Annotated in this window: 16 protein-coding genes; 8 read left to right on the top strand and 8 right to left on the bottom strand. The window is 63.3% G+C overall.

Annotated elements, in window-relative coordinates; translation table 11 throughout:
• Positions 1-7: 7 nt before the first annotated feature.
• Complete coding sequence (locus NDO48_RS14655) at positions 8-736, bottom strand: 3-deoxy-manno-octulosonate cytidylyltransferase (protein WP_267321694.1); 729 nt, start codon at positions 734-736, stop codon at positions 8-10.
• A 199-nt stretch (positions 737-935) separates the two neighbouring features.
• Between NDO48_RS14655 and NDO48_RS14650 the strand changes: the two genes are divergently transcribed.
• The 7 genes from NDO48_RS14650 (at position 936) to NDO48_RS14620 (ending at position 10,454) form a co-directional block, all read left to right on the top strand.
• Entirely contained in the window at positions 936-1,652 is a 717-nt protein-coding gene (locus tag NDO48_RS14650) for a c-type cytochrome (protein WP_018426248.1), read from the top strand.
• Positions 1,653-1,805: 153 nt separating this feature from the next.
• Positions 1,806-3,698, top strand: coding sequence for an extracellular solute-binding protein (locus NDO48_RS14645; protein ID WP_267321693.1), 1,893 nt, complete (start codon positions 1,806-1,808; stop codon positions 3,696-3,698).
• A complete protein-coding gene (locus NDO48_RS14640; RefSeq protein ID WP_267321692.1) occupies positions 3,695-5,566 on the top strand; it encodes an extracellular solute-binding protein in 1,872 nt (623 codons plus the stop codon). Before NDO48_RS14645 ends, NDO48_RS14640 begins: the two co-directional genes overlap by 4 nt.
• Before the next feature lie 45 nt (positions 5,567-5,611).
• A complete protein-coding gene (locus NDO48_RS14635; RefSeq protein ID WP_018426245.1) occupies positions 5,612-6,718 on the top strand; it encodes a microcin C ABC transporter permease YejB in 1,107 nt (368 codons plus the stop codon).
• Positions 6,718-7,860 (top strand): ABC transporter permease, encoded by a 1,143-nt coding sequence (locus tag NDO48_RS14630; protein WP_267321691.1) that lies wholly within the window; start codon positions 6,718-6,720, stop codon positions 7,858-7,860. The genes NDO48_RS14635 and NDO48_RS14630 overlap by 1 nt, the downstream gene beginning before the upstream one ends.
• On the top strand, positions 7,857-9,488 hold the full coding sequence (locus NDO48_RS14625; protein WP_267321690.1) for an ABC transporter ATP-binding protein: 1,632 nt from the start codon (positions 7,857-7,859) through the stop codon (positions 9,486-9,488). The genes NDO48_RS14630 and NDO48_RS14625 overlap by 4 nt, the downstream gene beginning before the upstream one ends.
• Positions 9,489-9,509: 21 nt before the next feature.
• Positions 9,510-10,454 carry a 2-hydroxyacid dehydrogenase gene (locus NDO48_RS14620; protein WP_267321689.1) on the top strand — a complete coding sequence of 315 codons (945 nt, stop codon included), beginning with the start codon at positions 9,510-9,512 and terminating at the stop codon, positions 10,452-10,454.
• Positions 10,455-10,594: 140 nt separating this feature from the next.
• Here the strand turns inward: NDO48_RS14620 and NDO48_RS14615 are convergent, their stop codons facing one another.
• The 3 genes from NDO48_RS14615 to NDO48_RS14605 all read right to left on the bottom strand — a co-directional run bounded on the left by NDO48_RS14615 (position 10,595) and on the right by NDO48_RS14605 (position 13,266).
• On the bottom strand, positions 10,595-11,455 hold the full coding sequence (locus tag NDO48_RS14615; protein ID WP_267321688.1) for an NlpC/P60 family protein: 861 nt from the start codon (positions 11,453-11,455) through the stop codon (positions 10,595-10,597).
• On the bottom strand, positions 11,452-11,802 hold the full coding sequence (locus NDO48_RS14610) for a MarR family transcriptional regulator (protein WP_018426240.1): 351 nt from the start codon (positions 11,800-11,802) through the stop codon (positions 11,452-11,454). Before NDO48_RS14610 ends, NDO48_RS14615 begins: the two co-directional genes overlap by 4 nt.
• Positions 11,803-11,901: 99 nt before the next feature.
• Positions 11,902-13,266: a leucyl aminopeptidase family protein gene (locus NDO48_RS14605; protein ID WP_267321687.1), complete on the bottom strand. Its 1,365-nt coding sequence runs from the start codon at positions 13,264-13,266 to the stop codon at positions 11,902-11,904.
• Between the two features lie 133 nt (positions 13,267-13,399).
• Between NDO48_RS14605 and NDO48_RS14600 the strand changes: the two genes are divergently transcribed.
• On the top strand, positions 13,400-14,212 hold the full coding sequence (locus tag NDO48_RS14600; protein ID WP_018426238.1) for a tetratricopeptide repeat protein: 813 nt from the start codon (positions 13,400-13,402) through the stop codon (positions 14,210-14,212).
• A gap of 78 nt (positions 14,213-14,290) precedes the next feature.
• On the opposite strand, the gene NDO48_RS14595 is transcribed toward NDO48_RS14600, so the two are convergent.
• The 4 genes from NDO48_RS14595 to NDO48_RS14580 are packed head-to-tail and all read right to left on the bottom strand — an operon-like array spanning position 14,291 to position 19,181.
• Positions 14,291-15,307 carry a type II secretion system F family protein gene (locus NDO48_RS14595; protein WP_018426237.1) on the bottom strand — a complete coding sequence of 339 codons (1,017 nt, stop codon included), beginning with the start codon at positions 15,305-15,307 and terminating at the stop codon, positions 14,291-14,293.
• A gap of 5 nt (positions 15,308-15,312) precedes the next feature.
• Entirely contained in the window at positions 15,313-16,326 is a 1,014-nt protein-coding gene (locus NDO48_RS14590; RefSeq protein WP_018426236.1) for a type II secretion system F family protein, read from the bottom strand.
• A gap of 43 nt (positions 16,327-16,369) precedes the next feature.
• Positions 16,370-17,869 carry a CpaF family protein gene (locus NDO48_RS14585; protein ID WP_018426235.1) on the bottom strand — a complete coding sequence of 500 codons (1,500 nt, stop codon included), beginning with the start codon at positions 17,867-17,869 and terminating at the stop codon, positions 16,370-16,372.
• 28 nt (positions 17,870-17,897) lie between these two features.
• Entirely contained in the window at positions 17,898-19,181 is a 1,284-nt protein-coding gene (locus NDO48_RS14580) for an AAA family ATPase (protein ID WP_018426234.1), read from the bottom strand.
• Positions 19,182-19,188: the final 7 nt, after the last annotated feature.

Below are 19,188 nucleotides of genomic sequence, written 5' to 3'. Positions count from 1 at the left end.
GTCTTTTCTATTTTGAAAGAAGTTCGCGGGCGCGCTCGAGATGTTCGGGCGTGTCGACGCCGAGCGGCACGGTGTCGACGATCTCGACGTCGATGCGCATGCCCGCCTCCAGCGCCCGCAATTGCTCCAGCTTCTCGCGCTTTTCGAGCGGCGACGGGCTGAGACTGACGAAGCGTTCGAGTGCGGTGCGGCGGTAAACATAGAGCCCGACGTGGTGGTAGAGCGGGCCGTCGCCCCACGGTGCCGTGGCGCGGGTAAAGTAGAGTGCCCTCATGCGCTCGGCCGACAACGGCGAGCCGATGATCTTGGGTACGTTCGGATCGACCTTTTCCTCCTGGCGCGTGATCTCCACGCCAAGCGTCGAGATGTCGACGACAGCGTTCTCCAGCGGCCTCAGCGCCGCCTGGATAATACCTGGATCGATGGTCGGCAGGTCACCCTGGACATTGACGATGGTCTCGACCTCACTCTTGGGATCGAGCTTGGTCAGCGCCTCGAAGATGCGGTCGGAGCCCGACTCATGGTCGGCTCGGGTCATCACCGCCTCGAAGCCTTGCGCCCTCACTGCCTCGGCGACGGCCTCGGTGTCGGTGGCGACCACGACACGGCCGAGACCGCTTTCTGTGGCGCGCGCTGCAACATGGACGATCATCGGGCGGCCGGCGATATCGGCGAGCGGCTTGCCCGGCAAGCGCGTAGAGGCCATTCTGGCGGGGATCAGGACAAGGGTGGACATTGATTGGTCGGCTGTCTCGAAGGCTGCTGGAAAGTGTCAAAAAGTCTCACTGGAAGCGCCCTTATATGTGTTGCAACCGGCAAGCAAAAGACCTAGTTTCCGCGCGATTTGACCCGGTCCGGCCGGGCTATAGACATTACCGACGCACGGCAGCGGTCGCAGAGGACAGCGAGCTGTCGGATAAGGGAGCCAGGGGCGTATGGACTCATTCGAAATGAACAAGGTGCTCGGCGGTCTGCTGGGCACGGCCTTCGTGGTCTTCTCGATCTCGCTGGTGTCGGATGCGATCTTCGCGTCGCCGGTTCCGGAAAAGCCGGGCTTCACCATCGAAGCGGCCGAAGAGGCCGGTGCTGGCGCCGGTGGCGGCGAAGCTGCAGCGGCGGCCGTGCCGATCGCCCAGCTGCTGGCCAGCGCCAACGCCGAGGCGGGCGCTGCCGTCTTCAAGAAGTGCACCGCCTGCCACTCCATCGAGAAGGGTGGCCCCAACAAGGTCGGCCCGGACCTCTGGGGCGTCGTCAATCGTCCGATGGCCTCGCATGAAGGTTTCGCCTATTCGGGCGGCATGAAGGAATTCTCGCAGGGCAGCACGGTTGTCTGGGACTTCGAGCACCTCAACCACTTCCTGACCTCGCCCAAGGCCTACATCAAGGGCACCGCGATGGGCTTCGCCGGCATCAAGAAGGATGACGAGCGCGCCAACCTGATCGCCTACCTGAACTCGCAGTCGGACAGCCCGGCTCCGCTCCCGGCCCCGGGCGCTGCTCCGGCTGCGACGCCTGCCGCCGCTCCGGCGGAAGGTACAGCTCCCGCACCTGCCGGCGCCGCCCCGGCCCCAGCCGAAGGTGCAGCACCTGCTGCGCCGGCAAATGGCGAGGCCAAGCCTGCCGAGGGCGCGGCTCCGGCGACGTCCCACTGAACAAATTGTCATCGACGCATCTTGAAAAAGCCGGGTTCAGCCCGGCTTTTTTGTTATGTTCGGCAAACAAGCGACGACAATCGTCGGGCCCGCAGTTTCCATGCGCGGCGAATGAATTAGAGTGTCGCCAGATAACGATCCAAGGGGAGCTCCATGAAGGCATGCCTGAACAGGACAATCGCAGCAGCCGGCATGGCGGCTGTGCTTCTTTCGGGCGCCTGGATGCCGGCACATGCCGAGGACGGCGAGTGGCACACGAGTTCGGCGCTGATCGGCGCCTCGAAATATGGCGACGACTTCAAGCAGTATGACTACGTCAATCCGAATGCGCCCAAGGGCGGCACGCTAAATACGACGACATCAGGCACCTTCGACAGCTTCAATCCCTACATCGTGCCCGGCAATCCGGCAGCGGGCTTCGCCGGCTTCGGCGGCGGCCTTTTGTACGACACGCTGATGGAGCAGTCGGTCGACGAAGGCAGCGTCAGTCATCCGCTCGTCGCCGATGCCTACAAGTTCCCTGCGGACTTTTCCTCGGCGACCTATCGTCTCGACCCGCGCGCCAAATGGCATGACGGACAGCCAATCACCGTCGACGACGTCATCTGGTCGTTCAAGACGCTGAAGGCCAACAGCCCGCTCTACAACAAGTACTACGCCAATGTGACCGAGGCGGTCGCCACCGGCGAACGCGAGGTGACGTTCCATTTCGACCAGAAGGGCAACCGCGAGCTGCCCAAGATCATGGGCGACCTCGTGGTTCTGCCCAAGCACTGGTGGGAGGGCACCGACGCTTCAGGCAAGAAGCGCGACATCACCCGCCCGACGCAGGAACCGCCGCTCGGCTCGGCCGCCTACAAGATTTCGAGCTACAAGCCGGGCTCGGAGATCGTCTGGGAGCGCGTGCCCGATTATTGGGGCGCGCAGTTGCCGGTGAAGGTCGGCCGCGAGAACTTCGACAAGCGGCGCTACATCTATTTCCTCGACGACAATGCCGCCTGGCAGGCATTCACCAAGGGTGGTTTCCAGGATGTCCGCGCCGAGTCGAGCGCAAAACGCTGGGCGACCGAATATACATTCCCGGCCTTCCAGGCTGGCGACGTCACCAAGGTCGAGTATGCGACGACGTCGGGGCAGCCGATGCAGGCCTATGTGATGAACTCGCGCCGGCCGCAGTTCCAGGATCCGCGCGTGCGCAAGGCGCTCACCATGGCCTTCGATTTCGAGACCATGAACCGCAACATCTTCTTTGGCGCCTACAAGCGCACAGACAGCTACTTCGAAGGCGGCGAGCTTGCCTCCAGCGGCATCCCGCAAGGCAAGGAACTCGAGATACTCGAGCCCTTCCGCGACAAGCTGCCGCCAGAACTGTTCACCCAGGAATTCAAGCTGCCGCTCTACGACACGCCGCAGGCAGGCCGCGAAAACCTGCGCGGCGCCGTTCAGTTGTTCAAGGAAGCCGGCTGGGTGAACCGCGGCGGCAAGATGGTCAATGAAAAGACCGGCGAGCAGTTCACCATCGAGTTCCTTGGCAACGACCCCATCGACGAACGCGTGGCAACGCCGTTTATCGACAGCCTGCGCCGCCTAGGCATCGACGCGACGTTGCGTATCATCGACGAGAGCCAGTACATCAACCGTACCCGCTCGTTCGATTTCGACATGCTGGCGCTGTCGGGCTTCCAGCAGTCGCAGTCGCCCGGAAACGAGCAGCGCGACTTCTTCAGCTCCAAGGCCGCCGACACGCCCGGATCGCGCAACCTCGCCGGCATCAAGGACCCGGTCGTCGATGCGCTCGTCGAACGCGTCATCTTCGCTACCGACCGCGACGACCTGCTGGCCGCCACCCATGCGCTCGACCGGGTTCTCCTGTGGAACTACTACATGGTCCCGCAGTGGCACCTGGGGAAAGTGCGCATCGCCTACTGGAACAAATTCGGCATTCCCGAGAAGCAGCCAAGCTACATTGGCGTGGACCTCGATTCCTGGTGGATCGACAAGGACAAGGAAGCGGCGCTGGCCGCCAAGTACAAGGGCGTCAATTGAACACGCGCCTTCCCCGCAGGGAATTCCTGGCACTGGGTGCGGCGGCCATCGCCGCCCCGCTCATCCCGAGCCGCGTCTTCGCCGCAAGTCCGACCGGCACCGGCCTGCACGGGCTGTCCGCCTTCGGCGACCTGAAATACGGCCCTGATTTCACTCACTTCGACTTCGTCAATCTCGACGCGCCCAAGGGCGGCACGTTCAACTTCTCACCCGCCTACTGGTACTTCAACCAGAGCCCGCTCACCTTCAACACGCTCAACACCTTCGTTGCCCGCGGCGACGCGCCGCCGCGCATGGAAATGTGCTTCGATTCCCTGATGGTGCGGGCGATCGACGAGCCCGACGCGATCTATGGCCTTTTGGCGCAATCGGTAACGATCTCCGACAACCGCAACAGCTTCGACTTCGCGCTGAGGCCCGAGGCGCGCTTCAATGACGGCACGCCGTTCACCGCCGAAGACGCCGCCTTCGCCTTCGATCTGTTCAAGAAGGACGGGCATCCCAGCCTGCTCCTGCCGCTCAGCCACCTCAAGGAGGCCAAGGCACTCGACCCACACACGCTTCGGCTCAGCTTCGACGGCAAGCAGTCGGACCGCACCATCCTCGACATCGCCACCTATCCGATACCGGCCAAGGCCTTCTTCGAAACCAACCCCTTCGACGCTTCGCAGATGAAAGCGCCGCTCGGCTCGGGCCCCTACAAGGTCGGCCGCGTCTTTGCCGGCCAGGCGATCGAATATGAGCGCGTCGCCGATTATTGGGCCAGCGACCTGCCCGTCAGTCGCGGGCTCTACAATTTCGACCGCATTCGCATCGAATTCTACCAGGACCGGCAGGCGGCCTTCGAAGCCTTCAAGAAGGGTGACATCTTTTTCCGCCAGGAGTTCACCTCGCGCATCTGGGCCACCGGTTACGACTTCCCCGCCTTCACCTCGGGCAAGGTGGTGAAGCGGGAGTTTCCGAGCGAAAAGCGGCCGTCGATGCAGGCCCTGGCGGTCAACCAGCGGCGCGAACGCTTCCGCGATCCCCGCGTGCGGCGCGCCATTGCGCTGTGCTTCGACTTCGAATGGACCAACCGCAATCTCTTCTATGACGCTTACCAGCGCTCGCAGTCGACCTTCGAGCGATCGGACTTCCGCGCCGAAGGCCTGCCCTCGCCTGCCGAGCTGGCGCTGCTCGACCCCCTGCGCGGCAAGATCCCCGACGAAGCCTTCGGCGAAGCCTTGGTGCAGCCGGCCTCCGATGGCTCAGGCCGCGACCGAAAGATGCTTGCCACTGCCTCGCGGCTGCTGGCGGACGCCGGCTGGAGCCGCCAGGGCGGTAGCCTGCGCAACGCCAGGGGCGAGGCACTGACCCTTGAAATGCTGGTCGACGACGACAGTTTTGTCCGGGTCTTCTCGCCATGGGTCGAGAACATGAAGGCCATCGGTATAGACGCCTCGGTACGCATGGTCGATTCGACCCAGTACCAGGCGCGGCAGACGAGTTTCGACTACGACGCCATATCGGCTGCGGCATCGTTTTCGGCGACGCCGAGCCGCGACGAGATCGACGGGCTGTTCCACTCGCGCTCGGCCAACCTGCAGGGCTCGACCAATCTTCCGGGCACCGCTGATCCCGCCATCGATGCGCTCATCGACGCGGTCGGGGCGGCCGGCGACCGGGCTGCGCTGACAGCGGCAATGCGTGCGCTCGACCGGGTCTTGCGCGCCCGGCTAGACTGGATTCCAAATTGGTTTTCGGCGAATCACCGCGCCGCCTTCTGGGACATGTTCGGCTATAAGGAGCCGAAGCCGGACTTCGGCTTTCCCGTCGAGGCCATGTGGTGGTTCGACAAGGACAAGGCTGCACGTATTGGCAAGACCTGAAATGACTGCTCCTGAAGCCCCGTTTGCACATGGGAGCATCGCCTGATGGGCGCCTATATCCTCCGGCGCATCCTTCTGATGATCCCGACGCTGATCGGCATCATGGCAATCTCGTTCGCCGTCATCCAGTTCGCGCCCGGCGGACCGGTCGAACAGGTCATCGCCAAGCTGACCGGCCAGGGCGGCGACGCCGGCGACCGTCTGTCGGGTGGCGGCGGCGACGTCGGCGGCCACACCAATTTCGACGTTGCCGGCGGCGAGACCACGTCCAAGTATCGCGGCGCGCAGGGGCTGGACCCCGAATTCATCGCCAAGCTCGAAAAGCAGTTCGGCTTCGACAAGCCGCCGCTCGAACGCTTCGGCATGATGATGTGGAACTACATCCGCTTCGATTTCGGCGACAGCTACTTCCGCGACATCTCGGTGATCGACCTGATCCTGGAGAAGATGCCGGTGTCGATCTCGCTCGGCATCTGGATCACGCTGTTGTCCTACCTGATCTCGATTCCGCTCGGCATCCGCAAGGCGGTGAAGGACGGTTCCACCTTCGACATCTGGACCAGCGGCGTCGTCATCGTCGGCTACGCCATCCCCGCCTTCCTGTTTGCCATCCTGTTGATGGTGCTGTTTGCCGGCGGCTCGTTCTTCGACTGGTTCCCGCTGCGCGGCCTGACGTCGGAGAACTTCAGCCAGCTGTCGCTGGGCGGCAAGATCCTCGACTATCTCTGGCACGTCACGCTGCCGCTCACCGCACTCGTGCTGTCGGCCTTTGCCACCACGACGCTTCTGACCAAGAATTCGTTCCTCGACGAAATCCGCAAGCAATATGTCGTCACCGCCCGCGCCAAAGGCCTGTCCGAGCGGCAAGTGCTTTACGGCCACGTGTTCCGCAACGCGATGCTGATCGTGATCGCCGGCTTTCCGGGCGCCTTCATCTCGGCCTTCTTCACCGGCTCGCTTTTGATCGAAAACATCTTCTCGCTCGACGGCCTCGGTCTGCTCGGCTTCCGCTCGGTGCTCGACCGCGATTATCCTGTCGTCTTCGCCAATCTCTACATCTTCTCCCTGATGGGCCTGTTCGTCAGCCTGATCTCTGACCTCACCTATACCTGGATCGATCCCCGCATCGACTTCGAGCGGAGGGACGTCTGATGTCCGCGACCGACACGATGACACCGCCGGCAAAGCGGGCCTGGCTCTCACCGCTCAACAAGCGTCGCTGGCACAGTTTCAAGGCCAACAAGCGCGGCTACTGGTCGCTGTGGATCTTCCTCGTCCTGTTCGTGCTGTCGCTGTTCTCGGAACTCATTGCCAACGACCGGCCGCTTCTGATCCGCTTCAAGGGCGAATTCTTCTCGCCCATCGTCAGCGATTATCCGGAGGAGACGTTCCTCGGCGCCGACGGCTTCCTGCCGATCACCGACTACCGCATGGCCGTGGTGCAGGAGGCGATATCTGCCGATGGCTGGGCGATATGGCCGCCGATCCGATATTCCTACCGTACCACCAACAACGAGATTCCCGAGGCAGCACCGGCAAAGCCATCCTGGCTGTACCCCAAGGAGGTGCGCTGCCAGCGCTACACGCAGGGCGTGGACGACCCCAACTGCACCGTCGGCAACTGGAACTGGCTCGGCACGGACGACCAGGCCCGCGACGTGCTGGCCCGCGTCATCTATGGCTTCCGCATCTCGGTGCTGTTCGGCCTGACGCTGACGCTGGGCTCGGCGATGGTCGGCGTGACGGCCGGTGCCATGCAGGGCTATTTTGGCGGCTGGACGGACCTTCTGTTCCAACGCTTCATCGAAATCTGGTCGGCGATCCCAGTGCTCTATCTGCTGCTGATCGTGTCCGCCATCCTACCACCGGGCTTCTTCATCCTGCTCGGACTGATGCTGATATTCTCCTGGGTGGCGCTGGTGGGCGTGGTGCGCGCCGAATTCCTGCGCGCCCGCAACTTCGAATATGTGAATGCGGCGCGCGCGCTCGGCGTACCCAACCGGACGATCATGCTCCGCCACCTTCTGCCCAACGCGATGGTGGCGACGTTGACCTTCCTGCCCTTCATCCTCAACGGCTCTATCTCGACGCTGACCTCGCTCGATTTCCTCGGCTTCGGCCTGCCGCCCGGTTCGGCCTCGCTCGGCGAGTTGCTCAAGCAGGGGCAGCGCAACCTCAATGCACCGTGGCTCGGCCTGTCAGGCTTCGTGGTCATCTCGCTGATGCTGTCGCTGCTCATCTTTGCCGGTGAAGCGGTGCGCGACGCCTTCGATCCGAGGAAGACATTCAAGTGAGTATGTCCCCTCTCCTTTCCGTCCAGGACCTGACAGTCGCCTTCGCCCAGGGCGGTACGACGACTGTCGCCGTCGACAACATCTCGTTCGACATCGCCAAGGGCGAGACCGTGGCGCTGGTCGGCGAATCCGGCTCGGGCAAATCGGTCTCCGCACTTTCGGTGCTGAAGCTGCTGCCCTACCCGCCTGCGAGCCACCCATCTGGCCGCATCATGTTTGGCGGCCAGGATCTGCTCGCCCTGAACGAGAATGCGTTGCGCAAGGTGCGCGGCAACAAGATCACCATGATCTTCCAGGAGCCGATGACCTCGCTCAATCCGCTGCACACCATCGAGCGGCAGATCGTCGAAGTGTTGTCCCTGCACCAGGGTATGGGCGACAAGCAGGCGAAGGCCCGCACGCTCGAACTGCTCGAAGAGGTCGGCATCCGCGACCCCAGGAAGCGACTCGAGGCCTTCCCGCATCAGCTTTCGGGCGGGCAGCGCCAGCGCGTGATGATCGCGATGGCGCTCGCCAACGAGCCGGAGCTTCTGATCGCCGACGAACCGACGACGGCGCTCGACGTCACCGTGCAGGCACAGATCCTCGAACTGCTCGCCAAGCTCAAGGCCCGCAAGGGCATGTCGATGCTGTTCATCACCCACGACCTCGGCATCGTCCGCCGCATTGCCGACCGCGTCTGCGTGATGACGCGCGGCAAGATCGTGGAAACGGGTCCAACGAAGGAGATCTTCGCCCACCCGCAGCACAGCTACACCAAGCACCTTCTGGCGGCCGAACCGAAGGGCAAGCCGCCGGAGACGAATGCCGGGGCGCTGACGGTCATGTCCGGCTCCGACGTAAAGGTCTGGTTCCCGATCAAGCAGGGCTTCTTCCGCAAGACGGTCGACCATGTGAAGGCCGTCGACGGCATCGACATCGCGGTCCGCGCCGGCCAGACAGTCGGCGTCGTCGGCGAATCCGGCTCGGGCAAGACCACGCTCGGCCTCGCACTGGCGCGGATGATCTCGTCGCAAGGCAAGATCGACTTCAACGGCCGCGAGATCGACAAGCTCAGTTTCAACGCCATGCGGCCGCTCCGGCGCGAGCTCCAGATCGTCTTCCAGGACCCGTTCGGCTCGCTCAGCCCACGCATGGCCGTAGCCGACATCATCGAGGAAGGCCTTAAGATCCACGAGCCCGGCCTCAACGCCGCGGCGCGCGACAAGGCGGTCGTCGACGTGCTGCGCGAGGTCGGCCTGGATCCCGAGACGCGCTTCCGCTACCCGCATGAATTCTCCGGCGGCCAGCGCCAGCGCATAGCCATAGCCCGCGCCATGGTGCTCAAGCCGCGCTTCGTCATGCTGGACGAACCGACGTCGGCGCTCGACATGAGCGTGCAGGCGCAGGTGGTCGATCTTCTGCGCAACCTGCAGGCCAAGCATGACCTCGCCTATCTGTTCATCAGCCACGATCTCAAGGTCGTGCGCGCGCTGGCCAACGAGGTCATCGTCATGCGCAACGGCAAGGTTGTGGAAACGGGCACGTCCGAGCAGATTTTCGAGCGCCCGCAAACCGATTACACTAGGGCGCTGATCTCGGCGGCGTTCAAGATCGAAACAGCGCCGTCGGGCGTGGTCAGCGAATAGCAGGGCATTCAGGACAGCAGCATGGCAGCCAAGGGCAAGATACTTCTCGCAATCACCGGTTTCAGCCCGCAGCGCTGGTACGAGATGCTGTCGGAAGAGCGCGAAGTGGTGCTCGAACCAAATGGCGAGGCCGATCCCAGCATCGAATATGCGGTCGTCTGGAAGCAGCGGCCCGGCCTGCTGGCCAAGCTGCCGAACCTCAAGGCCATCTTCTCGATCGGCGCCGGCGTCGACCATGTCTTCGCCGACACGACCCTGCCAGACGTGCCGATCGTCCGCGTCGTCGCCGACAATTTGACCCAGCACATGGTCGAATATGTGCTGTGGCGGGTGCTAGACCATCATCGCCAGGGCCAGCTCTACCGGGCACAGCAGACCAAGAAGGTCTGGCACGAGCCACCGCAGCGGCCGGCCGAGGACATCTCCGTCGGCATCATGGGGCTGGGCAATCTTGGCCGCGCCGCCGCCAACGCGCTCAGCGCCATCGGCTTCCGCGTCAATGGCTGGAGCCGCAGGCCGCAGGATGTCGCAGGTGTCACCACCTTCGCCGGCGATGTCGGGCTGGTGCCGTTCCTCAACGCCACCGACATCCTTGTCGTGCTGCTGCCTCTAACCGACACGACCAAGGGCATGGTCAATTACGGGCTGCTCAAGGAACTGCGCCGGCGCAACGGGCTCGGCGGCTCCGTGCTCATCAATGCTGGCCGTGGCAAGCTGCAGCACGACGCCGACATATTGCGCGCACTCGACGACGGCACGCTGAAGGAAGCGAGCCTCGACGTGTTCGAGGTCGAACCCCTGCCCAAGACCAGCCCGCTCTGGGGACATCCCAAGGTCTATGTGACGCCGCACGCAGCCGCGACGTCTGACCCGGCGCATCTCGTCGGGCCAATGCTCAAGCAGATGGACGCCTTTGAACGCGGCGCCCCCCTGGAAAACCTGGTCGACCGCGCGGCGGGGTACTGAGGCGAATTTTCTTCTCCCCGTTTACGGGAAAAAGGTGGCCCAAAGGGCCGGATGAGGGGCTGTACCAGGCTTCTAAGGCTTGCGCCGCCCCTCAGCTGCCTGCCGGCATCCTCTCCCCGTACACGGGGAGTGGAAAGCAGTCATGGTCGCCTGAAACCTGTCGGCCCGCCATAGAGATAGCCGATACGGTCGATGGCAGCGCGCAGGCCCTCGCGGGCGACGGTCATGGTGTGGCCGTTGGCGTGAATCATGTTTTCCGTGTCGGTCATGATGGCGACATGGCCCTTCCAGAAGACGAGGTCACCGCGCTCCAGACGCGAGAAATCAGGACCGGCGTCGACCAGCGTGCCGAGCGACGCTTCCTGCATGTCCGAATCGCGCAGCACGTTGTTGCCGGCCATGCGCATCGACAGCTGGACGAGGCCCGAGCAGTCGATGCCGAAGGCGCTGAAGCCGCCCCACAGATAAGGTGTGTCGATGAGGCGTTCGGCGACCGCAACGAAATCGTCGGCGGTGGTTCCCAGCGGCGCCAGATGCTGGAGCACGATCGCCTCGCCAGACGGCAGGATGCCGTAGCTCGTGCCGCGAGTCTCGGCAAAACCGGTGACAGCGACGCGCGACCCGATCGACAGCTGGCCGCCGCGCGGGAACTTCATATCGGGTCCCGGATAGACGAAGGTCCGGAGCGCCGTCACCAGATGCGTCGGCTCGAACGTGCGGGGCGCGAGATCGGCCGATGAGACATAGCCGACATAACCGTCGCGCTCAGCCTGTAGCCATGCGAACCCTTCGGCCTCGTCGAACACCAGAACGTCGTCGCCGTGAAGCAACTGCGTGTTGAGACCCGAATCGGGGCGCCCGGCCTTGCGGACATCGGCGACGGAGGCCGTAATGCGTGCCGGTCGGCCGGCGACGAAGCGCTGGGCTGCAACCTGCCCCTCAAGGCGAGCATCGGCAAGGTCGGGGCGGAAGGCGTGAAGGCGGCTGTCGTGGATGGTCAAATCGGAAGCTCCAGTGCTTTGGCGATGATAGCATCGCCCAAACGCTCAACATAGAGCGCGCCTTCTACCGTGCGCCTGATCAGCACGTTGCGCTTGTCGAGCTCGTCGCGGTGGCGCGACACCAGCTTGAGCGCGCCCATAGTGTCGAGAGCGCGGGTGATGACGGGCTTGCTGACGTTCAGCTTGGCGGCAAGCCCGCGCACCGTGTGCGGCGGCGGTTCGAGATAGATGGTCAACAGGATCGCCATCTGGCGCAACGTCAGGTCGGGCGCGTCGTCACGCACCTCGGACAAGGCAAACTGCTGCAGCAGTTTCAGCGACTGGCTCGGGCGCAACGCGATCGGCATTCCGCCAGCATCCACACAATCTGTTTCGGTTCCGTTTCATTCAAGAAGATTTTGAGACGATGGCAGGGCGAAGGTATGAGCCCCCGCCCCGCCGAACGATCAGCCGAAGCGCGCCGAAATGACCTTCTCCAAGGCACGGATGGCCTGCGCCTCGCCGCCAACGGGACCGTAAGGCCGATCGGTCGGGTTCCAGGCAAAGATGTCGAAATGGGCCCAGGACGACGTCTTGTCGACGAAGCGCTTGAGGAACATCGCCGCTGTGATCGAGCCGGCGAAACCGTCAGTGGTGACATTGTTCATGTCAGCCACCTTGGACGACAGTTTGGCGTCGTAGGGCTTCCACAAGGGCATGCGCCAGATAGGGTCCTCGACGGCGAGTGATGCCGCAGCCAGTTCTGCCGCCAAGGCCTCATCGTCGGTGTAGAACGGCGGCAAGTCCGGTCCGAGTGCGACGCGCGCGGCCCCGGTCAGCGTTGCCATGTCGACCAGCAGATGCGGCTGCTCCTCGTCGGCGAGTGTGAGCGCATCGGCCAGCACGAGACGTCCCTCGGCGTCGGTATTGCCGATTTCGACCGTCAGCCCCTTGCGGCTCTGGAGCACGTCTCCGGGACGGAACGCATTGGCAGAGATCGAGTTCTCGACGGCCGGGATCAGTACTCGGAGCCGAACCTTCAGTTTCGCGCCCATGATCATCGCGGCGAGGCCGAGGACATTGGCAGCACCGCCCATGTCCTTCTTCATCAAAAGCATGCTGGACGCCGGCTTGATGTCGAGGCCGCCGGTGTCGAAGCACACGCCCTTGCCGACCAGCGTCACCTTCGGCGCATCCTCAGCCCCCCAGGTCAGGTCGATCAGGCGCGGCGCATCGGCGGAAGCGCGGCCGACGGCGTGGATCATCGGGAAATTCTGGCGAAGCAGATCATCGCCGAGCGTGACCGCAACCTGCCCGCCATGCTGCTGCGCCAGCGCCCTGACAGCACCCTCGAGCTCGGACGGCCCCATGTCGTTGGTCGGCGTGTTGACCAGATCGCGAACGAGAAAAACTGCATCGACGAGCCGCTTCAGCCGCGCACTGTCGACACCTTCAGGCACCGAAAGGCCGAGTTCCCTGCCCGGCTTCTTGCCGTAGCGGGTGAAGACATAACCGCCGAGGACCGTACCGAGAGCGGCGAGTTCCGGATGGGCCGGCTGCCGGGCAAAGTGCCAGTTGGCCACAGGCAAGCCGCGGGCGAGCGCGCCGAAGCCAAGGCCGTTCTCGTCCTTGCCGGTACCGAACAGCGCGCCGGCCAGATTGCCGTCCACCCCGGGCACGGCAAGAACCTTGCCCGCCTCGCCGGCAAAGCCATTGGCTTCGGCCCAGGCACGTATGGCCGGCTGCAACCCGGCCTGCTCCAGGCCATCCTTGGCCACCAGGTGGATTGGCAGGGCATCGTCTGGCTTGGCATCGAGAAGTTCGACCGGCATTTCCTTATCCTTCGCTGTCGGATGTCACGTCACATCAGGACGCCCTTAACCATCCGTTAGGGTTAACAGATTATTTCTCCAAGGCGGGAAGATGGCCGGCGAACGGCCGCGGACGAATGGAGAGCTAGCTCCGATGTTGACCAATCGCTCGATGAACGCAACGGGAAAACGCCTTGCGAGAGCGGCCTTCGTGACGCTGTTGATGGCGGGCGTCGCCGGTTGCGGCACCAGCAAGATGACCACCGGCTCGATCTCGCGCTCGGGCGCCGCAGTCGACCAGATGTCGACCGGTTCGCTGCCCGGCTCCTCCACCGAGCTTGGGCGCAAATATGCCAGCGATCCCAACAACAAGCCGGTTGCCCTGCAATACGCAACCGCCCTTCAGGTCAAGGGCCAGACCGACCAGTCGCTGGCAGTGATGCGCAAGCTCGCCATCGGCTATCCCAAGGATCGGGACGTGCTCGCCGCCTATGGCAAGGCACTGGCAGCATCGGGCGAACTCCAGCCGGCGCTCAGCGCCGTGCGCCGCGCCCAGACCCCTGAATATCCCGACTGGAAGCTGGTCTCGGCGGAGGCCGCCATCCTCGACCAGCTCGGCCAGACGCAGGAAGCCCGCAATCTCTACCGCAAGGCGCTCGACCTGCAGCCGAACGAACCTTCGATCCTGTCCAATCTCGGCATGTCCTATGTGCTCGAGGGCGACCTGAAATCGGCAGAAACCTACCTGCGTTCGGCTGTCTCGCAGCCCGGCGCCGACAGCCGCGTTCGCCAGAACCTCGCGCTGGCTGTGGGACTGCAGGGCCGTTTCGACGAGGCCGAACAGATCGCCGGCCAGGAGCTTTCGCCCGAACAGGCCCAGGCCAACGTAGCCTATCTTCGTTCGATGCTGTCGCAGCAGAATGCCTGGAACCAGATCAAGTCCGAAGGCAAGTCGAAGAAGAACTGACCCTAAGGACAGCGACCGAATCAAAAAAAAAGCCGCGTCGACCGACGCGGTTTTTTCATTCCTCAAATAGCAGTCGCCCTACTCACTGCTGGCGTGCGGCTGGTCGCCGAAGAGACCGCGCTGGCTGATCTGGATGCCGGCCGGCCCCAGAATGATGGCGAACAGCACCGGCAGGAAGAACAGGATCATCGGCACGGTGAGCTTCGGCGGCAGCGCGGCCGCCTTCTTCTCGGCCGCTGTCATGCGCATGTCGCGGCTTTCGCTTGCAAGCACGCGCAATGCCTGGGCGACCGGTGTGCCGTAGCGCTCCGCCTGCACCAGCGCCTGGGTGACTGATTTCACGGTGTCCAGGCCGGTCCGGGACGCAAGGTTTTCATAGGCAATGCGGCGTTCGCTGAGATAAGATAGCTCGGCATTGGTGAGCACGAACTCTTCGGCGAGATCGACCGATTGGGAGCCGATCTCGTCGGCAACCTTGCGCAGCGCCGCCTCGACCGACATGCCAGATTCGACGCAGATCAGCATCAGGTCGAGCGCGTCGGGCCAGGCCTGCTGGATCGACTGCTTGCGCTTGGTGGCCCGATTGGAGACGTAGAGCACCGGCAGGTAGAAGCCGACATAGGCCATCAGGATGCAGACAAACAGCTTCATGAACAGCGGTTTGTCCGCGACACCGCCGAGCAGGAACACGTAGACCAAGCCGAACGCAAAGCCGACAATGGGCAACACCAGGCGGAAAAACAGAAAACGCGTCAGGGGGTTCTGGCCGCGGAAGCCCGCTACCTTCAGCTTGTTGAGCGTGCCTTCGTCGACAAGTGCGCGACGCAGGTCCAGCCGCTCGACGATAGAACGCATCTTGATCGATTGCTGCTCGCGGAGGCCGCGTTGCCTGCGGTCGGATTCAGCCGCAAAGCGAACACGCTGCTTGGCACGCAGTTCTTCGCGTTCGAGCGCCACGGCCTTCATGCGCGCCTTGAGCGGATTGCCCATAAGCGACGGCATGGCAGTGAAAACGGTTGCGAACACCGCGATGCCGACCAGCAATGCGATCAGGAATGACGGATCGGTGAGCGCCTTGACGACTTGATCGGTCATTCCCGCTAGACCTCGAAATTCATCATCTTGCGCATGACAAAGATGCCGATCGACATCCAGATGCCGGAGATGCCCAGGATAAGATGGCCCGTGCTCGTGACGAACAGGGGCATGATGTAGTTGGGGCTCGACAGATAGACGAGGGTCGCGACGATGATCGGCAAGGCGCCGATGATCGCAGCTGAGGCCTTCGCTTCCATCGAAAGCGCCTGGACCTTGGCCTTCATCTTCTTGCGATCACGCAACACGCGCGACAAGTTGCCCAGCGCCTCGGAGAGATTGCCACCGGCCTGGGCCTGGATCTGGATGACGATGCCGAAGAAACCCGCTTCGGGGCACGGCATGGTCTCTGTCATGCGCAAAGCGGCATCCGGGATCGAAACGCCCACTTGCTGAGCCTCGACCATGCGCCGGAATTCTCCGCGCACTGGCTCCGGCGATTCCGACGCGATCAGGCGGATACCGTCATTCAGCGGAAGGCCGGACTTCACCGCGCGCACGATGATGTCGAGGGCATTGGGAAACTCTTCGAGGAACTGTTTGACCCGACGATTGCGATGGAAGGCGACAAACCAGCGCGGCAGGCCGACCGCACCGACAAGCAGGCCGCCCGGCAGCAGGATCAACGGCGCACCGAGGATAAACAGCAGGGCAGTTACAGCAACGCCTGCCACAGCCGAGTAGATGTAGAAACGCTCCATGGTCACCTGAAGGCCGGCCTGGCGGATCTGCACCTTAATCGGAGGCTTCCTGATGTTGCGATCCTTGGCCTTCTGCTTCTCCTCAAGCTCCTTGAGGGAGTCCTGGACGGACTTGCGGCGCTTGGCTATTTCGGCGGTGCGATCACGCGAGGCCCTGACCACCGAACGGTCGGTCTCGGCCTGGCGAATGGTCGACAGCCGGCGCTCGGTGTTGCTCTCGCTCTCAATGCGCCTGTACAGGAACGCATAGGCGACCAGCCCGGCGCTCAGGCCGGCGAGGACGATGAAAAGCAGCATCGTGGGGTCGAGCCCGAACATGATGGACTAGCTCCCCGCGTGCCTGAGATCGGACTCCCGCATGTCAGGCAGCTCCTTTCTCCATGGCTTCCAACGCCGTCGCCAACCGCGATTCCTCGCCATAGTAGCGAGCACGCTCCCAGAAATGCGGGCGGCCGATGCCGGTGGAGACGTGGTGCCCCAACAGGCGACCGCTCTGGTCCTCGCCCTTGATGTTGTAGAGGACGAGATCCTGGGTGATGATGACATCACCTTCCATACCGATCACCTCGGTGATGTGGGTGATACGGCGCGAGCCGTCACGGAGGCGGGCAGCCTGGATGATCACGTCGACGGAGCCGACGATGATCTCGCGCACGGTCTTCTGCGGCAGCGAAAAGCCGCCCATGGCGATCATCGATTCGATGCGGTTCAGGCATTCACGCGGGCTGTTGGAGTGGATCGTGCCCATCGAGCCGTCGTGGCCGGTATTCATCGCTTGCAGCAGATCGAAGACCTCAGGTCCGCGCACCTCGCCGACGATGATGCGTTCGGGACGCATGCGCAGGCAGTTCTTGACGAGGTCGCGCATTGTCACCTCGCCCTCGCCTTCAAGGTTGGGCGGACGCGTTTCAAGACGCACGACATGCGGCTGCTGCAGCTGCAGTTCGGCCGAGTCCTCGCAGGTGATGATGCGCTCTTCGCGATCGATATAGTTGGTCAGGCAGTTGAGCAGCGTCGTCTTGCCCGAACCGGTACCGCCTGAAATGACGATGTTGCAGCGGACGCGTCCAATGATCTTCAGCACCTCCGCCCCCTGCGGCGAGATGGCGCCGAACTTGACCAACTGGTCGAGTGTCAGCTTGTCCTTCTTGAACTTGCGGATGGTGAGCGCCGTACCGTCGATCGACAGCGGCGGAGCGATGACATTGACGCGGGAGCCGTCAGGCAGGCGCGCATCGCAGATCGGCGAGGATTCATCGACGCGACGGCCGACCTGGCTGACGATGCGCTGGCAGATGTTGAGCAACTGCTGATTGTCGCGGAAGCGGATGTTGGTCTGCTCGACCTTGCCGTTGACTTCGATGTAGACGTTCTTGGCGCCGTTCACCATGATGTCGGCGATCTCGTCGCGCGCCAGCAGCGGCTCGAGCGGACCGTAACCCAGCACGTCGTTGCAGATGTCCTCGAGCAGCTCCTCCTGCTCGGCGATCGACATCGCGAAGTTCTTGATGGCGATGATGTCGTTGACGATGTCACGGATTTCTTCACGCGCACTGTCGGGATCAAGTTTGGCGAGTTGCGACAGATCGATAGTGTCGATCAGCGCCGAGAAAACCTGGCTCTTGGTATCGTAATAATTGTCGCTGCGCTCGCGCTGAGGCTTGCGTGGCTCGTGTGCGAAAGCCGGCGTGGACTCGACCATGCGACGTGGAGCGGCGACGGGCGCTGCCGGCGCAGGTGCAGCGGGGCGCGGCGCTGCCAGGGTGTCGGCGGGTGGTGCGGCGGGCGACGGCTGCGTCGCAAGCGGACGGAAACTCGGTGCCGAACGGCCGCCGTCGTCATTTCCTCTCTTGCCAAACATGATCGCCTGCTACCTCCGCCTGACGGCATCACTTCTTGCGGGACTTGAGCCGAGCGAGAACTCCACCCAATCCGGTCTGCTTCTTGACCTTTGCTTCCGAACGTCCGGTCAGCACATGTGCGATCTCGTTGATCATCTGCGTGACCGGGCTCTTGGCATCCATTTCGCCGATCATGCGGCCATTGTTGGCAGCATTGCCGAACAGCAGCGGGTCAAAGGGGATCACCGACATCGGAACGATGCCGAGCGGTTCGGCAAAATCGGCTGCCGATATCTCCGGGCGCTTGGGCATGCCGGCCTGGTTGAGGATGAGGCGCGGCGGTGGATCGTTCGGCCGCAGGCGCTTGAGCATGTCGACAAGGTTCTTGGTGTTGCGCAGGTTGGTCAGCTCCGGCGTCGCGGTGATCACCACCTCGTCGGCCCTGACGAGCGTGGTCTTGCTCCACCCGCTCCAGATATGGGGAACATCGAGCACCAGCAGCGGCGTCGTGCGCTGGGCGACATCGATGATCGGCGAGAAGGCCTCGGGATCGAAATCGTAGACCCGCTCGAGCGTCGACGGGGCCGCAAGCAGAGACAGGTGCTCCGCGCACTGCGCCAGCAGGCGGTCGAGATAGACTTCGTCCACGCGCTCGGGCGCGAACACGGCCTCGGCGATACCCTGCGCGGGATCCTGGTCGAAGTTGATGTTGGCAGTGCCGAAGGCCAGGTCCAGATCGGCGACGACGACTTCCGACTTGAACAGGCTCGACATCGCCCAGGCGACATTGTGGGCAATGGTCGAGGAACCGACACCGCCCTTGGCGCCGACGAAAGCGATCGAGCGGCCGATCGGCTCGGCTTCGGGGTCGACGAAGATGGAGGAGATGACGCTGACAATGTCGGCGGTCGACATCGGCGCCACGACATATTCGGAGACGCCCGAGCGGATCAACTCGCGATACAGCGCCACGTCGTTGTAATGACCGATCACGACGACCTTCGTGGTCGGGTCGCAGAACTCGGAGAACTGATACAGCGCGTCGAGCAGGCCCTTGGGCTCACGGCGCGATTCGAGAATGATCAGGTTCGGCGTCGGCGAGCTGCGATAGACGTCGATAGCCGTCTCGATGCCGCCCATGTGCACCTGCAGATGGGCCTTGGCCATGCGCCGGTCTTCGCCAGCTCTTTCTATGGGCCCGGAAACGCTTTCGGTTTCGCAGAATGCCTGGATCGAAATACGCGGCACAGGCCGAAGCGCCTGCATCACAGCCATATCCTGCTGCGACAGCTCCGCATTCTCGGACTGGGAATCGTAGGCCAGGTTGCTCATTTTCCCG

Origin of the sequence: Aminobacter sp. MET-1 (assembly GCF_026521175.1) — a bacterium.
GTDB lineage: Bacteria > Pseudomonadota > Alphaproteobacteria > Rhizobiales > Rhizobiaceae > Aminobacter.
This window is presented reverse-complemented; position numbering and strand designations above follow the sequence as displayed.

Bases quoted from the DNA above. Each gene is read 5' to 3' on its own strand.
- NDO48_RS14655 (WP_267321694.1), bottom strand. From the start codon at position 736: ATGTCCACCCTTGTCCTGATCCCCGCCAGAATGGCCTCTACGCGCTTG.
- NDO48_RS14650 (WP_018426248.1), top strand. From the start codon at position 936: ATGGACTCATTCGAAATGAACAAGGTGCTCGGCGGTCTGCTGGGCACG.
- NDO48_RS14645 (WP_267321693.1), top strand. From the start codon at position 1,806: ATGAAGGCATGCCTGAACAGGACAATCGCAGCAGCCGGCATGGCGGCT.
- NDO48_RS14635 (WP_018426245.1), top strand. From the start codon at position 5,612: ATGGGCGCCTATATCCTCCGGCGCATCCTTCTGATGATCCCGACGCTG.
- NDO48_RS14630 (WP_267321691.1), top strand. From the start codon at position 6,718: ATGTCCGCGACCGACACGATGACACCGCCGGCAAAGCGGGCCTGGCTC.
- NDO48_RS14620 (WP_267321689.1), top strand. From the start codon at position 9,510: ATGGCAGCCAAGGGCAAGATACTTCTCGCAATCACCGGTTTCAGCCCG.
- NDO48_RS14610 (WP_018426240.1), bottom strand. From the start codon at position 11,802: ATGCCGATCGCGTTGCGCCCGAGCCAGTCGCTGAAACTGCTGCAGCAG.
- NDO48_RS14605 (WP_267321687.1), bottom strand. From the start codon at position 13,266: ATGCCGGTCGAACTTCTCGATGCCAAGCCAGACGATGCCCTGCCAATC.
- NDO48_RS14600 (WP_018426238.1), top strand. From the start codon at position 13,400: ATGTTGACCAATCGCTCGATGAACGCAACGGGAAAACGCCTTGCGAGA.
- NDO48_RS14595 (WP_018426237.1), bottom strand. From the start codon at position 15,307: ATGACCGATCAAGTCGTCAAGGCGCTCACCGATCCGTCATTCCTGATC.
- NDO48_RS14590 (WP_018426236.1), bottom strand. From the start codon at position 16,326: ATGTTCGGGCTCGACCCCACGATGCTGCTTTTCATCGTCCTCGCCGGC.
- NDO48_RS14585 (WP_018426235.1), bottom strand. From the start codon at position 17,869: ATGTTTGGCAAGAGAGGAAATGACGACGGCGGCCGTTCGGCACCGAGT.
- NDO48_RS14580 (WP_018426234.1), bottom strand. From the start codon at position 19,181: ATGAGCAACCTGGCCTACGATTCCCAGTCCGAGAATGCGGAGCTGTCG.